This is a genomic window from Hymenobacter sp. ISL-91 (assembly GCF_018613725.1).
GTDB lineage: Bacteria > Bacteroidota > Bacteroidia > Cytophagales > Hymenobacteraceae > Hymenobacter.
In genome coordinates, this window is sequence record NZ_JAGGPS010000038.1 from 160,774 (window position 1) to 174,769 (window position 13,996).

The following is a 13,996-nucleotide window of genomic DNA, read 5'->3' on the forward strand; positions in this document are numbered from 1 at the left end:
TCCTTCCTTTTCCTGCTGATGAAACAACCACTACTCCATTTGGCGGCAGCCCTGTTGCTGTGCCTGCCGGCTAGCCTGGCACGAGCCGAGGGCTCGAAGCAGCTCACGCCCAACACCAACCCAACGGTAGCCCTGACCAATGCGGCCAATACCCGGGCCGGCTACCTGACCCACGATTTCAACAATATCGTGTCCGGCCAGTACCAGTCGCAGGGTTTTTTGAAGCCCGCCACCTGGAGCGGGGGCACCGGCCGCCCCTTCAGCACCGACTACCGGCTGCGGGTACGCCTGAAACCCGGTGAAACCTTGTTTTACGGGGTGCACCGAATTGCGAGCGAGAATGGCAGTGGCAACCAGAACAACCTGATTCTGACCCTCAAATACGACAACAACGGCACCGAAACCCAGGCGGCCACCAACACCCTGCCTTTTAGCACGGCCGCTGGCAACACCCGCCGCTCGTTGCTGGCCGCCGGGCCGGGCGTAATTGACAACGCGGCCCAAGCCCAGGCCGGTCCGGCCGTAGCGGGCACGGCATCGGCCAGCACGGGCTACAACCCCCTCACTTACACCAACAACACGAATGCAGAGCGGGATTTTTGGGTGGAGCTCACGCAGACCGGCGAGGCGGCCATGAGCCAGACCCAGAAAATTTCGCAGTACGACTTCTGGGATTTCACAGTGCGCTCCAGCGCCGACGCTTCGGGCCAGGAAATACCGGGCCGGCTGCACAGCAAGTTCTGGTCCTTTACCACTGCGGGCTTTACCAACCGCCTGTCGGCCACCTTTAGCCTGTACCCGCTGGTGCCCAGCGTGCGCCAGCCGGGCCGCTACTACGTGAAGGAAGTGGAGTTGGCCGGTATGAACCCCTACGCCTTCTACTTCGTGAGCAATGCCAAGGGCACGGACCGCAACTCGACCGATTTTCTGACTTCGCGCCGGAGCCAGACCAGCGAGCAGACATATCCCGAGTATTTTAACTTCGTCAACGACCCTGACCCAAGCATCTGGCCAAGCGCGCCGCTACCCGTTTTCAGCCGTACCGTGCAGCCCTTCTGCAACCCTATCACGGGCCGCGGGGCCGCGGCCTTCACCACCACCAGCGAAGAAGCCGGCTCGACTTCTGTGCTTATCGACATCAACAACAACGGCGTACAAGATGGCAACGACGTAGTGATTGAGCAGAACGTGGCCGCCAGTGTGCCCACTACCACCTTCTGGAATGGGCTCGACAATGCCAGCCAGCCAGTGCCCGCCGGCACGGCCCTGCGCCTGACTTTCATTAGCAACGGTGCGCCGGTGAACTTCCCGCTCTTCGACGTGGAGGGCAACACTGATGGCCTGCGGGTGCAGAACGTGCGCCCCTCGCAAGGTGATAACCGCTTCTTCGACCGCCTGTACTGGGACGACCGCAACCTGCCGACTACTACTGCCCGCTTCCCGGCTACCCGGCCCGCGCCCGACTTAAGCAACTACCGCCCCGATGGGGTGATATCGGAGGAAGGCGTGCACCGCTGGACAGGTACTGCCGGCAGCCAGGGCGGCGACAACTACACGGTGAACACCTGGACCTACGGCTTTATCTCGGCCGCCGCCGAGCAGCGCTACACCTTTGATTTCAAGTGCGACTTCGACGGCGACGGCGTTGCCGACAAGGACGACATCGACGATGACAACGACGGCATTCCAGATGTGGTAGAAATGTTTGCGCTTAACCCCCAGACGGCTACGTCCAACGGCGTAGCCACTACCACCGGTAACGGCGTACTCGTGTACCTCGATGCGGCCTATGTGCACCCCGTGCTTGGCGCCTACCGCGACCTGAACCGCGACGGTATCAACGATATATTTGATGCCGACGGCGACGGACTGCCCAACCACCTCGACCTGGATTCGGACGGCGACGGACTGCCCGATGCCTTTGAGGCCAGCGGCAATATCAACCCCACCTGGACGCTCGGCAGCGGGGCCACGCAAAGCCGCTACAACGCCACCCAGGCCCGCTTTACGGGTGCCGTGGGCGCGAACGGGCTGCCCGATGCGGCCGAAGCCCGTACTGCCGGCGGCCCGGAAGTTAATGTTACCCGCCACTCGCTGCCCGACCGGGATGCAGACTCGCGCACGGCCAGCGGCATTACGGCCAGCAACTACAACTTCCTCGACTTCGACTCGGACAACGACGGCATCAGCGACGAGATTGAGGCCCAATCGACCAGCGCCTACATAGCCCGCAGAAGCCAGGCCAACTTCACTACCGACACGAACGGCAATGGCCTGCGCGACGCCTACGAAGGGGCCGGCGCGATTAGCAGCGTGATGAACCTGGACGGCGACGCGCAGGCAGATATGTTCGACTTCGACTCGGATAACGATAATGCCGGCAAAGGCAGCCTGCCCATTGCCGAGCAAACGGCCGACTGGACCGAGGGCTTCGACGACAACCAAGACGGGTTTGCTGGCAACGAGGTAGTAGCTAAAGCTCGCGCCTTTGCGCTGGCCAACCCTAGCAAGGCTTCCTATTACGTGGTAACCACCAATTCTCAAGGTGAGCGGGCCATTTTGTTTTCCACCTTCCTCAAAGACGACGACAGCAATGGCATCCCCAATTTCCTGCAAATCGGCCACCCCACCTACCACGACGACAACTTCAACGGCCTCGTAGACCTATTCGACCCGGCTTACGGCGGCACGCCTTCCACGCTACCGCTGGTGGGCGGGGCCGGCACCGAGGCCATCTTCCGCTCCGGCGCCATTGCTGTGCCCCTCCCTGTTACACTGGTCGATTTCCGGGCGCAGGCCGTGGGCCGCGACGCGCTGGTGAGCTGGACGACGGTCCAGGAGGTAAACAGCGCCAGCTTCGTGGTGGAGCGCTCGAATGACGGCAGCAGTTTCGTGCCGGTGGCCACCCTACCGGCCCGCGGCACCAGCAACCAGCGCCTCAACTACCGCATCACCGATAAGAATGCCGGAGCCCAAGCCGGCCTGCGCTACTACCGCCTGCTCCAGCTCGACCTCGACGGTACGGTAGCCCGCTCGGATGTGAAAACAGTGCGCTTCGACGGCCGGAGCAGCGACACGGCAGTGCGTTTGTTCCCCAACCCCACCAGCGCCAACGTTACCCTCGACTTAGCGCAACTACCTACCGGTGCTTACCGCGTGGAGGTGCTGGGCGCCGAGGGCCGCAAAGTAGCCGAATGGTCGGCCAGCGGGGGCCAGGAGCAAGTACTGCCTACTCAGAACTTAGCTAAGGGCGTATACCTGCTCCGTATTAGCGGCCATAACACCACGCAGGTAATTAAGCTGGTGAAGAACTAGGTTTAGTGCCTGGCTATTAATTGCTTCGTGTTTAGAAAAAAGGCCCGTCATCCTGCTGCAGGATGACGGGCCTTTTCGTTGGCTGATGATGCCAAAAGCTTATTGACGCCGGTGGGATTTGGGAGCCGGTTCCTTTCTGGCTTAATACCCCAACAGCTCGGCCAGGGAGGTAGCCACTTTGTCGGGGTTGGGCAGCATCTGCTTTTCCAGCTCTACGTTGAGGGCAATGGCAGGCAGGTTAGCGGCCCCGAGCGTGAACACGGGCGCATCGAGTTGGCGGAAGCAGTGGCGCTGGATGCGGCCGGCCAGGCTCTCGGCGAACGAGTTCATCAGCGGCTCCTCGGTGAGCACCAGGGCCTTACCGTGGCGACGCACCGTCGCCTGCACGGCGTCCCAGTCGAGGGGGTTGAGGGTGCGCAAATCCAGGATTTCGACTTGGCCGGGGAACTGCCGGCTGGCCGTGCGGGCCCAGTGCACGCCCATGCCGTAGGTGATGACCACGCAGGTTTCGCCGTTGGCGAGCTTTTGGGCGTCGGCGGCCTGGAAGATGTTGGCCTTGCCCAGCGGAATGACGTAGCCGGCGGCAGGCTCGGTGGTTTTGGCCTCCTCGGTGCCGGGCACCTTGCTCCAGTACAGGCCTTTGTGTTCCAGCAGCACCACCGGGTTGGGGTCGAGGAAGGCGGCGCGCAGCAGGCCCTTCATATCGGCCGCGTTGCTGGGGTACACCACCTTAATCCCCCGGATGGTGAGCAGCGTGCTTTCGATGGAGCCCGAGTGGTAGGGCCCGCCCCCGCCGTAGGCCCCAATGGGCACCCGAATCAGGCTTTGCACCGGAAACTGCCCGTTGCTCAGGTAGCACGACTTGCTGAGCTCCTCGACCAGCTGGTTGAGGCCGGGCCAGATGTAGTCGGCAAACTGAATTTCGACGATGGGCTTGGCTCCCACGGCGCTCATGCCGGCCGTGCTGCCCACAATGTAGGCCTCCTGAATAGGCGTGTTGAACACCCGGGCGTCGCCGTACTTTTTGGCCAGCAGCGCCGCCTCGCGAAACACGCCGCCCAGTTCGCCGCCCACATCCTGGCCGTAGAACAGGGCCTCAGGAAACTCCTGCAGAATATCGTCCACGGCGTGCAGGGCAGCATCCACCATCAGCGCCTTTTCGGCCCCGGCGGGGCTTCGCTCGCCGGCTTCCTCGGTTACGGCCGGCGGGGCAAACTCGTGGTCGGCGAAGGTGGCCGGGTCGGGGTTGGGGGCGGCCAGGGCGCGCTCGTAGTCGGCCTGCACGGTGGCGCGGGCCTCATCGGCCAGCTGCTGCAGCTCGGTTTCGGCAAAGCCCAGGGCCAGCATTTGCGCATGAAAACGGGGCAGCGGGTCGTTCAGGGTGTGTTGGGCCAGGTCGTCGCCGCGGTACCACTCGCGGCGCACGCCGCTGGTATGGTGGCCCAGCAACGGGCATTTGGCGTGCACCAGCACCGGCCCGCGGCGCTGCCGCACGTAGTCGGCGGCCTGCTGCATGGTGGCGTAGCTGGCCAGGAAATCGGCCCCATCGGTTTGCAAACGGTGCAGGCCTTTGAAGCCGGCGGCAAACTCGTAGGCGGTCATCGTGCGCATCTCGCGGCCAGTGGCCGAAATGCCCCAGTCGTTGTCCTGCACCAGAAAGATGATGGGCAGCTGGTGCAGCACAGCCATTTGCAGCGCCTCACTCACCTCGCCCTCGGTCATGGCCCCGTCGCCAATCGAACAGATGACCAGCGGATTACCGCTGTGCTCGCCGGCCGGCACCGAGCTGTACAGGCCGGGCACCGGCTGGCCGCTTTCCAGAAAATTGCGCGGGCCAGCGGGCAGCATTCCGGCATCCTGGTTTTCCAGGTATTTGATGCCCTGAGCCACGCCGGTAGCCGGAATGGCCTGCATGCCGGTGGCCGAACTCTGGTGCGGAATGGTGGGGAAACCGGCCCGGCGCAGCGAGGGGTGCGAGTAGTAGGTACGGCCGCCCGAAAACGGGTCGTCGCGCTTGGCCATGAGCTGGAGCATGAGCTCATAGGGCTGCAAACCGATACCGAGCAGCAGGGAGTCGTCGCGGTAGTAGGGCGCGGCGTAGTCGTGGGGGCCTAGGCAGGCGGCGGCGGCCAGCTGGATGGCCTCGTGGCCGCGGGCCGTGGCGTGCACGTATTTGGCCGTCACGGCCTTGTTTTCCTCGTAGAGGCGGGCCAGCTCGTCGCCGGTGCGCATGAGGCGGTAGGCACGGCGCAGCAGTTCAGGCGAAGCCTGGGAGGCAGTCAGATCGATTTCCGGGACGGGAACGGTTTCGAAGGTCATGGGTGGGGGTTGGGTGCTGGGGCGAAGTTACGAAAGGGGAAATGGGTTAGTAATGGTCAGTAAAGGAACGTGTCATTCTGAGCAGCGCGAAGAATCTCGCGGGCAGTGCTAACCCTGTCGCCAGGCATTACTTTGGCACGCGAGATTCTTCGCGCTGCTCAGAACTGGCAGTGCTTTTTGCGTCCGGTTCGCGTACCATTTCTCACCAACCTCACTCTCACACCCTCTCATCACTTACCGCTCATGCTCCGCTTCTCCCCCGCCACTGCCACCGACCTGCCGGCCCTTAACCGCCTCGTAAACCGCGCCTACCGCGGCGAAGCTTCGGCGCAGGGCTGGACCACCGAAGCCGCCCTGCTCGCCGGCCAGCGCACCGACGAAGCCGACCTGCGCGACCAACTCGAAAAGCCCAACGCGCAGTTTCTGCTGGCTCGCCGCGTTGCCAACGATGAGTTGGTGGGCAGCGTGTTTCTGCAGCAACAGGGTCCCGAGCTATACCTGGGCATGCTCTCCGTCGAGCCCACGCTGCAGGCCGGCGGCATTGGCCGGCAACTGGTGCAGGCCGCCGAAAGCCACGCCCGCGCCCTAGGCTGCCAAGCCGTACGCATGACCGTTATTTCCGTCCGCCACGAGCTGCTGGCCTGGTACGAGCGCCTGGGCTACCAGCGCACCCCCGAAACCGTAGCCTTTCCTACGGACACGCGCTTCGGCGTACCGCTGCAAGCCGAGCCGCTGGTGCTGCAGGTGTTGCGGAAGGCGCTGAATGAGTGAGGACGAAAACACGGTGTAGGGGCGGGGCTTTCCCCGCCCGCCGTTGAACGATTCGGAAAGAACCGTTGAACAAGTACCGTTGAAGTGGTGCGAACGGCGGGCGGGGACAAGCCCCTACATCGTGCTGTAATTTCATAGAAGCAGTTACTCATTCATCGCCTCCCACCAGCGCGCCTGGGGCAGCGGGCGGCCATCGAACGTAACGGGCTGGCCCAGCTGGGGCGTGGCGATAGGCTGGCCGAGGCGGGCGGCTTCGGCCGTGGCGCGCTTTATCGGCTCGTCCCAGGGGTGGTTGGCCTCAGTGAAAGCGCCCCAGTGCACGGGCAGCAGCACGGCGGCGCGCACATCGCGGGCGGCCTGCACGCTTTGCTCGGGCAGCATGTGGATGTCGGCCCAGTGCGGGTCGTATTGCCCGCACTCCATCAAGCCCACATCAAAAGGGCCATGTCGGCGGCCCACGGCGGCGAAGTGCGGGCCGTAGCCCCCGTCGCCGCTGTAAAAGGCGCGGCGGCTGGCCGATTTCACCACCCAGCTGCTCCAAGACGTAGAGTTGCGGTTGGTGAGCCCGCGGCCCGAAAAGTGCCGCGCCGGCGTGCTTACAATGGTCAGGCCGGCCACCTGCACCGAGTCGTTCCAATCCAGCTCCCGAATGCGGGCCGTATCGACGCCCCAGGCGCGCAGGTGGGCGGCAATGCCCAGCGGCACCACAAACAACCGGGTTTTGTGCCGCAACTGCCGGATGGTTTCGTAGTCGAGGTGGTCGTAGTGGTCGTGGGAGATGAGCACGGCCGTAATGGGCGGCAGCTGCGCGGCAAAAATGGGCACCCGGGGGTTGTAGCGCTTGGGCGTCACCCAGCTCAGCGGCCCCATATCCTGGCCCAGCATGGGGTCGAACAGGATGTTCTGCCCCCCTATTTCAAGCAGGCTGGCCGAATGCCCAAACCACGTAACGCGCAGCAGCTCGGGGGTTTTGCGGGCTATGCTCAGCGAATCGAGCAGCTGCATGGGCAGCGGGCCGGGCGGGTTTTTGCCGGGTGTTTTCTTGAACATGAATTCCCACAGCACCTCGGCCATGCTGCTGCCGGTCATCAGCTCCGTCGGAATCTGGTTCTGAAACTCGCCCTTTACGTAGTGGCCGCTACGGGCGTAGCGGGCTTTTTCGGCCTGGGTGGGCGTACCGCCAAACTGCGGGCTCAGGCCGGCAAAGGCGGCTCCGGCCAGCAGCAACAGCCCTATGCAACCGATTGTCAGCCAGCCAAGGCGTTTCGTCTTATTGCGCATGCGGGGCTTATGGCAGATGTATGAATAGAGCTGACCGGCCGAACCGAGGCGTTGCGCCGCCTGTGCGCGTGCGCTGCTGGCGTTGTCGGGTCGGGTCGGGCGCGGCAAATGATGTACGGGCTACGGGGCGCGGCGCACGTTACTGTAGTTCTATCTTGTCAATTTCCAGCCGGAACGTCTCTGCTTTCCCGTTGCCTATTAAAAAACGGACCTCCTGAATTTGGCGGGCGCTGAAATTAGGCAGATCCAGTTTATTACCGCGGTAGGTAGGCTCCATTTGGCTGAGGGGAATCTCGATAACCTGCCATTCTCCGCTGGTTTGGAAGGTATGTATGTAGGATGCCTTTTCCGTCAGGCTGGCTTTTACCCTGAACTGGTAGCCTTTCCCGTCTCCTTTCAGGCGGATGCATGCCTTGCTGTAGCCGCTTATATCCCGGGGAGCAAAATGATATTGCACAGAAGCGAATCCGCCATCATTCTCCAGGGAAACAGCGCCGGTAAACACCGCATTACCCGCCTCGCTTCGTGCGAGTTGGCTGGACGACCTGCCTCCCATTACCACATCATTCTCTACCTCCCACACCGACCAGTCTGCCGCGGAGCTGAAATCAAAAATAAGCAAGCTACTCATCATCAATGCGGTTAAATATGAACTGTTCATTGCTGTACTCTTTACGTGGAACGAGCGTGCCCGTATCATTCTTCAGACAAGTTTTGGGGCTTCAAATAGTTTCCGGTTGTCCGATTTACTGCCTGGTGTTTTCAGGTCTTTCAGGGTGAGCCGTTTGGTGTGGGCCGGGTCTGGCAGCTGCATTTGATGGAGGGGTGTGCGAGCTAGAGCCGCTGCTCTGCTGCCTGCAACCACGCTCCTGTGGTACTAGCCGCCGGCTTTGGCCTCATCGGCTAAGCTCAACATTAAGCGGCCCCTACCTGTTAGAAAACGCAACGGATACGACGCGCCAATTCCGGCTTGCCTGAAACCGACGGCTTGATACCCCTACATGCTCCATATAGCCCACGACAAAACCAACACCGACTCGTTCGAAATGACCGGCAAATGCCCCTTCGGCGGCGACAGTATCGGCGGGGCAGCAGGCACGCCGCCCGCACTGTCCGACTGGTACCCCAACCGGCTGAAGGTGGAGCAGCTGCACCAGAACGGCCCGCAGGCCAATCCGCTGGGTGAGGATTTCAACTACGCCGAAGCCTTCAATACCATTGACTTGGAGGCGCTGAAGCAGGAAATCAAGTCGTTTCTGACTACGTCGGTGGCTTGGTGGCCCTCGGACTACAATAACTACGGTCCGCAGATGATTCGCATGGCCTGGCACTCGGCCGGCACCTACCGCATTGCCGATGGCCGCGGTGGCGCCGGCGAGGCCTTGCAGCGCTTTGCACCCGTCGACAGCTGGTGGGACAACGGCAACACCGACAAGTCGCGCCGGCTTATCTGGCCCATCAAGCAGAAATACGGTAGCGCCCTCTCCTGGGCCGACCTGATTGTGCTGACCGGCAACTGCGCGCTCGAAATCATGGGCTTCCCGACCTACGGTTTCGCCGGCGGCCGCCACGATGCCTGGGAGGTGGACAGCAGCACGTACTGGGGACCCGAGGTAGAGAGAGACCTCAAAAACGCCGACTCGCCCGATAGCATGGTAAGCCGCGACAAGCGCTGGCGCGGCCAGAACGGCGACGCGGACTACGACCTCGAAAACCCGCTGGCGGCTTCGCACCAGGCCCTAATCTACGTGAACCCCGAAGGACCCTATGCCAACGGCGACCCGCTGGGCTCGGCCCGCGACATCCGCGTGACGTTTACGCGCATGGCCATGAACAACGAGGAAACCGTGGCTCTGATTGCCGGCGGCCACGCCTTCGGCAAGAGCCACGGCATGGTGCCGGCGTCGGAAATCGGGATGCCGCCCGAAATTGCGCCCATGGAAGCCATGGGCTTTGGCTGGCACAACCCCAAGGGTTCCGGCAACGCCGAGAACACCATGACCAACGGCATCGAGGGCAGCTGGACGCCCAACCCCACCCAGTGGGACAACGACTACCTCGTCAACCTGTTCAAGTTCGACTGGGAGCAGACCAAGAGCCCAGCCGGTGCCCTGCAATGGACCCCAGTAGACAAGAACGCGCCCAAAACGCCCGACGCCCACATCCCCGGCAAGATGAATGCGCTGATGATGATGACCAGCGACATTGCCCTGAAGGAAGACCCCGAATACCGCAAAGTCTGCGAGAAATTCCTGGGCGACTTCGACGCCTTCACCCAGGCATTTTCCAAGGCCTGGTACAAGCTCACCCACCGCGACATGGGCCCGCGCGAGCGGTACCTCGGCCCCGAAAAGCGCAACGAAAACGACCTGCTCTGGCAGGACCCCATTCCGCTGGCCGACTACCAGCTGATTGACCCATTGGATATTACGGCGCTTAAGGAGTCGATTCTAAAGTCGGGTATTTCGGGGTCTGATTTGGTCTTCACGGCCTTTTCGGCGGCTGTCACGCACCGCAGCAGCGACAAGCGCGGCGGCGCCAACGGTGGCCGGCTCGCACTGGCTCCGCAGAAGGATTGGGCTATCAACCAGCGCACGGTACCGGTAGTAGCGGCTCTGCGCTCGGTGATGGAGGAATTCAACGGCCAACAGTCGGGTGGCAAACAAGTATCGTTAGCCGATTTGCTGGTGCTGGGCGGTTGCGCCGCGCTGGAGAAAGCGGCCGCCGATGCAGGCTTTACCACGGCCGTACCCTTCACGCCGGGCCGCCGCGACACCACGCAGAAGCTCACCGATATTGAGATGTTTACGTGGCTAAAACCAGTAGCCGATGGCTTCCGCAACTACCTCGCCCCCAAGTTTGAAGCCATTGCACAGGATGTGGCCCCGGAAGTATTCTTCCTCGACAAGGCCCAGCTGCTCTCGCTTACGGCCCCGGAGTGGGTGGCGCTGACGGGCGGCCTAAGGGCTATGAATGCCAACCACGACAACTCGGCCCACGGCATCTTCACCGACCGCGTGGGCGTGCTCACCAACGACTTCTTCACGATGCTCACGAGCATGGATTTCGAGTGGAAGAAAACGGATGCGCAGGGCATGACCTTCGCACTCAAGGACCGCACAACGGGCGAGCAGCGCTTCACGGCCACCCGCTCCGACCTCGTGTTCGGCGCCAACAGCCAGCTGCGCGCCGTGGCAGAAGTGTACGCCGGCCGCGACGGCCATAAGCGCTTCGTGAAAGCCTTTGTAAAAGCCTGGGATAAGGTGATGATGCTCGACCGCTACGACGTGAAGGTTTCAGCTTAACACCTTATATGTAGCTTCTTTAAAACCGCTCCGGGTAACGGGGTAAGGCTTTTGGAACATGCTGTAACCAAGAAGAGCGCGCCAGTTGGCGCGCTCTTCTTGGTTACAGCATGTTCTTAACCCAAGTTGTGAAGTTGTTTAGCGACACGTTGTAGGGGCGGGGCTTGTCCCCGCCCGCCACCGGGTTCGTACAACGGCCCGTTGCCGCATCGTTCAACGGCGGGCGGGGACAAGCCCCGCCCCTACCTCAACGGCCATGCCACTCGGGCCACCACGGCATATAATGGGTCGGAGCGGCCGGGGGCGGGGCTGCGGTCGAGTAATTCAATAGGCTGCCAGCCGCCCGCTTCTTCCAGGAAACGCTGCACCAGCGCCAGGTGCCCGTGGTCGTCGAGGGCGTGCCAGGCGGCAATGGCTTTGCTGGGAAAGCAGCGGTTGGAAAACGTGATGACCAAGGGTGCGCCGGGCCGCAGCACGCGGGCCAGCTCGCGCAGCACCGCCACTGGCTGGGTGAGGTAGTCGATGGACACGCAGATGGCCGCGCCGTCGAATTCCTGGTTCTGAAAGGGCAGGCGGGGCTGCGCGTTCAGGTCCTGCACTACATGGGCGTTGAGGCGCGGGTTGGCGCGCAGCTCGGCCGCGTTCATGCCCAGCCCTACCACGCGGGAGTAGGCCACGTCGGCGGGCAGGTGGCTTATCCAGCTGCTCATCAGGTCGAGCAGGGCGCTGTTGGGCCGAAAATATTCGCGGTAGAGTTGCGTAACGGCGGCAATGGCGGCCTCGTCGATGTGCGCCACGAAGCGCGGATGCTGGTAGAATTCTGCGTCGGGCGTTTCGTCCTGACGGCGGAACAGGTCGGCGGATAATGGCAGAGCGGGGTTCATGGGGAGGTCTTACAGGATTAGGAAACTAGCAATGGGTGGCGGGCAAATTGGCGAGTCGGGCGCTTGGGCCAGTTCGATATGCCGGGGTGCGGCACCTTTGGTCAACTTCCCAACAACCAATAACAACGCCTATGGGTTGGGTTTTGGGCAGCGTCCGAGGTAACACCCGGCCCGGCGGCCGGCGGTTTTATTTACCTTTGCCCCAATGCCCGATTCGCCCGCCCTCGCCCCCTTCCCCGCCCCGCCCACCGGCCTGCCCCGCTTCCGCGACACCGTAGAAGCCTGGATGCGCCTGTTTCAAGACTGGCTTTGCCAGCAGCTCGAAGCCACCGACGGCTCCGGCCGCTTCCACGAAGATGCCTGGCAGCACCACAGCGGCGGCGGCGGCCGCTCGCGCATCCTCACCGAAGGCACTACTATTGAGAAGGGCGGCGTGAACTTCTCGGCCGTGGAAGGCCGCATGAGCGACGCGGCGGCCCGGCAGCTGCTCATGCCCTCGCCCGACTACTTCGCCACCGGCGTGAGCGTGGTGCAGCACCCGCGCAGCCCCCTGGCCCCGATTTCGCACATGAACGTGCGCTACTTCGAGGCCGGCAACGGCGAGGCCTGGTTTGGCGGCGGGCTCGACCTGACCCCGATTTACGTAGATGTGGCGCAGGCCCGCTGGTTTCACGAGCAGATTGCCCTGGCCTGTCAGCAGCACCATCCCTGCTACTACGCCCGGTTTAAAAAGTGGGCCGATGAGTATTTTTTCCTGCCACACCGCCAGGAAACCCGCGGCGTGGGCGGCATCTTCTTCGACCGCCTGATTGTGGGCCAGGAAGCCGATGCCGAGAGCCTGTTTGCCTTCGTGCGGGCCGTGGGCGAAGTGTATGGACGCACCTACTGCGCGCTACTGCGCCGCAATGCCGGCCAGCCCTACACCGCCGACCAAAAGCAATGGCAGCTGGTGCGCCGCGGCCGCTACGCCGAGTTCAACCTAGCCATCGACCGGGGCACCCGCTTCGGCCTCGAAACCGGCGGCCGCACCGAGAGTATTCTGATGAGCCTGCCGCCCCAGGCCGAGTGGCACTACAACCTGCAGCCCACCCCTGGCTCGGCCGAAGCCGCCACCCAGCAGTGGCTACGTCCCGGCCTCGATTGGCTGAACGCCCGCGCCGAGACCGGACCCACTACCGACCTTTCCGCCACCGAAACTGCCGGCCAGTGCTAGAGCAACTGCAGGCCCTGGACCGCTGGCTGTTGGTGGCAGCCAACGCCAACCGCTCGCCCGCTTTAGATAAGTGGATGGTGTTTTTCACTGAGCGCTTTGTGTGGTTTCCGGCGTACTTCGTGCTGCTGGTCGTGCTCATTTACCTCTACGGCCGCCGCGCCCGGCTGCTGTTGCCGCTGTTGGGGGCCAGCATTGCCCTGGCCGACGGCATTTCCAGCCGCTTCTTCAAGCCCTACTTCGCCCGCCTCCGCCCCTGCCACGACCCCGACCTGTCGGCCACGCTCAACCTGGTAAACGGCTGCGGCGGGCAGTTCGGCTTCCTTTCCTCACACGCCGCCAACGCCTTCGCGCTGGCCGTATTTATGGCCCTGGTGCTGCCCCGGCGCTTTTGGGCGGCCAAATGGCTGCTGTTTGCCTGGGCCGTGGTAGTAAGCTACAGCCGCATGTACCTGGCCGCCCACTATCTCACCGATGTGCTGGCCGGAGCCCTGCTGGGCTCGCTCACGGCCTGGGCCTGTGCCGTGGCCTACCGGCGGCTGTCGGCCCGTTTCTGGCCCCGCGAAACAGCCGCGGATACCACTTGATTCAGGCCTAATAGGCATCTGACCACCAGCCAAAAAGGCCGCTGACGATATTGTCAGCGGCCTTCTCATTTGCAGAATATGCCAGCCCGGCGCTACTCGGCCGGCTGGCGGTTGCCAGTGTGGCCGTCGCCTTCGTCGCCGTGGCCGGGCTTGCTGGTGTGTTTGGAGTTGTGGCGGTCGTCCTGGGAGAGCGACTTATTGAGGTCGACTGACTTCTTGATTTTAAGTAGTCATGCAAAAGTAATCGTGTATTGTTTGCCGACGTTGGTTAAGACGTCTTCGAGTCGTTGGAGCAGTGTTTGGTCGGTGGCATAGTCTTGTGGC

9 protein-coding genes are annotated in these 13,996 nt (G+C 62.8%); 5 read left to right on the top strand and 4 right to left on the bottom strand.

What is annotated here, in order from left to right:
• Window positions 1-18: 18 nt before the first annotated feature.
• Entirely contained in the window at window positions 19-3,315 is a 3,297-nt protein-coding gene (locus J7E24_RS15255; RefSeq protein ID WP_215138985.1) for a T9SS type A sorting domain-containing protein, read from the top strand.
• Between the two features lie 141 nt (window positions 3,316-3,456).
• Here the strand turns inward: J7E24_RS15255 and J7E24_RS15260 are convergent, their stop codons facing one another.
• Window positions 3,457-5,634 carry a thiamine pyrophosphate-dependent enzyme gene (locus J7E24_RS15260; RefSeq protein ID WP_215138986.1) on the bottom strand — a complete coding sequence of 726 codons (2,178 nt, stop codon included), beginning with the start codon at window positions 5,632-5,634 and terminating at the stop codon, window positions 3,457-3,459.
• A 243-nt stretch (window positions 5,635-5,877) separates the two neighbouring features.
• On the opposite strand from J7E24_RS15260, the gene J7E24_RS15265 reads away from it, so the two are divergent.
• Complete coding sequence (locus tag J7E24_RS15265; RefSeq protein ID WP_215138987.1) at window positions 5,878-6,405, top strand: GNAT family N-acetyltransferase; 528 nt, start codon at window positions 5,878-5,880, stop codon at window positions 6,403-6,405.
• Window positions 6,406-6,549: 144 nt separating this feature from the next.
• On the opposite strand, the gene J7E24_RS15270 is transcribed toward J7E24_RS15265, so the two are convergent.
• Entirely contained in the window at window positions 6,550-7,686 is a 1,137-nt protein-coding gene (locus tag J7E24_RS15270; protein ID WP_215138988.1) for an MBL fold metallo-hydrolase, read from the bottom strand.
• Window positions 7,687-7,825: 139 nt separating this feature from the next.
• A complete protein-coding gene (locus tag J7E24_RS15275) occupies window positions 7,826-8,317 on the bottom strand; it encodes a CIA30 family protein (RefSeq protein WP_251047215.1) in 492 nt (163 codons plus the stop codon).
• A 370-nt stretch (window positions 8,318-8,687) separates the two neighbouring features.
• Between J7E24_RS15275 and katG the strand changes: the two genes are divergently transcribed.
• A complete protein-coding gene (gene katG, locus J7E24_RS15280; RefSeq protein ID WP_215138990.1) occupies window positions 8,688-10,991 on the top strand; it encodes a catalase/peroxidase HPI in 2,304 nt (767 codons plus the stop codon).
• A 242-nt stretch (window positions 10,992-11,233) separates the two neighbouring features.
• Here the strand turns inward: katG and J7E24_RS15285 are convergent, their stop codons facing one another.
• Window positions 11,234-11,875 (bottom strand): class I SAM-dependent methyltransferase, encoded by a 642-nt coding sequence (locus J7E24_RS15285; RefSeq protein ID WP_215138991.1) that lies wholly within the window; start codon window positions 11,873-11,875, stop codon window positions 11,234-11,236.
• Window positions 11,876-12,080: 205 nt separating this feature from the next.
• On the opposite strand from J7E24_RS15285, the gene hemF reads away from it, so the two are divergent.
• Complete coding sequence (gene hemF / locus J7E24_RS15290; RefSeq protein WP_215138992.1) at window positions 12,081-13,088, top strand: oxygen-dependent coproporphyrinogen oxidase; 1,008 nt, start codon at window positions 12,081-12,083, stop codon at window positions 13,086-13,088.
• On the top strand, window positions 13,082-13,672 hold the full coding sequence (locus J7E24_RS15295; RefSeq protein WP_215138993.1) for a phosphatase PAP2 family protein: 591 nt from the start codon (window positions 13,082-13,084) through the stop codon (window positions 13,670-13,672). The genes hemF and J7E24_RS15295 overlap by 7 nt, the downstream gene beginning before the upstream one ends.
• Window positions 13,673-13,996 lie beyond the last annotated feature (324 nt).

Bases quoted from the DNA above. Each gene is read 5' to 3' on its own strand.
- J7E24_RS15255 (WP_215138985.1), top strand. From the start codon at position 19: ATGAAACAACCACTACTCCATTTGGCGGCAGCCCTGTTGCTGTGCCTG.
- J7E24_RS15260 (WP_215138986.1), bottom strand. From the start codon at position 5,634: ATGACCTTCGAAACCGTTCCCGTCCCGGAAATCGATCTGACTGCCTCC.
- J7E24_RS15265 (WP_215138987.1), top strand. From the start codon at position 5,878: ATGCTCCGCTTCTCCCCCGCCACTGCCACCGACCTGCCGGCCCTTAAC.
- J7E24_RS15270 (WP_215138988.1), bottom strand. From the start codon at position 7,686: ATGCGCAATAAGACGAAACGCCTTGGCTGGCTGACAATCGGTTGCATA.
- J7E24_RS15275 (WP_251047215.1), bottom strand. From the start codon at position 8,317: ATGAGTAGCTTGCTTATTTTTGATTTCAGCTCCGCGGCAGACTGGTCG.
- katG (WP_215138990.1), top strand. From the start codon at position 8,688: ATGCTCCATATAGCCCACGACAAAACCAACACCGACTCGTTCGAAATG.
- J7E24_RS15285 (WP_215138991.1), bottom strand. From the start codon at position 11,875: ATGAACCCCGCTCTGCCATTATCCGCCGACCTGTTCCGCCGTCAGGAC.
- hemF (WP_215138992.1), top strand. From the start codon at position 12,081: ATGCCCGATTCGCCCGCCCTCGCCCCCTTCCCCGCCCCGCCCACCGGC.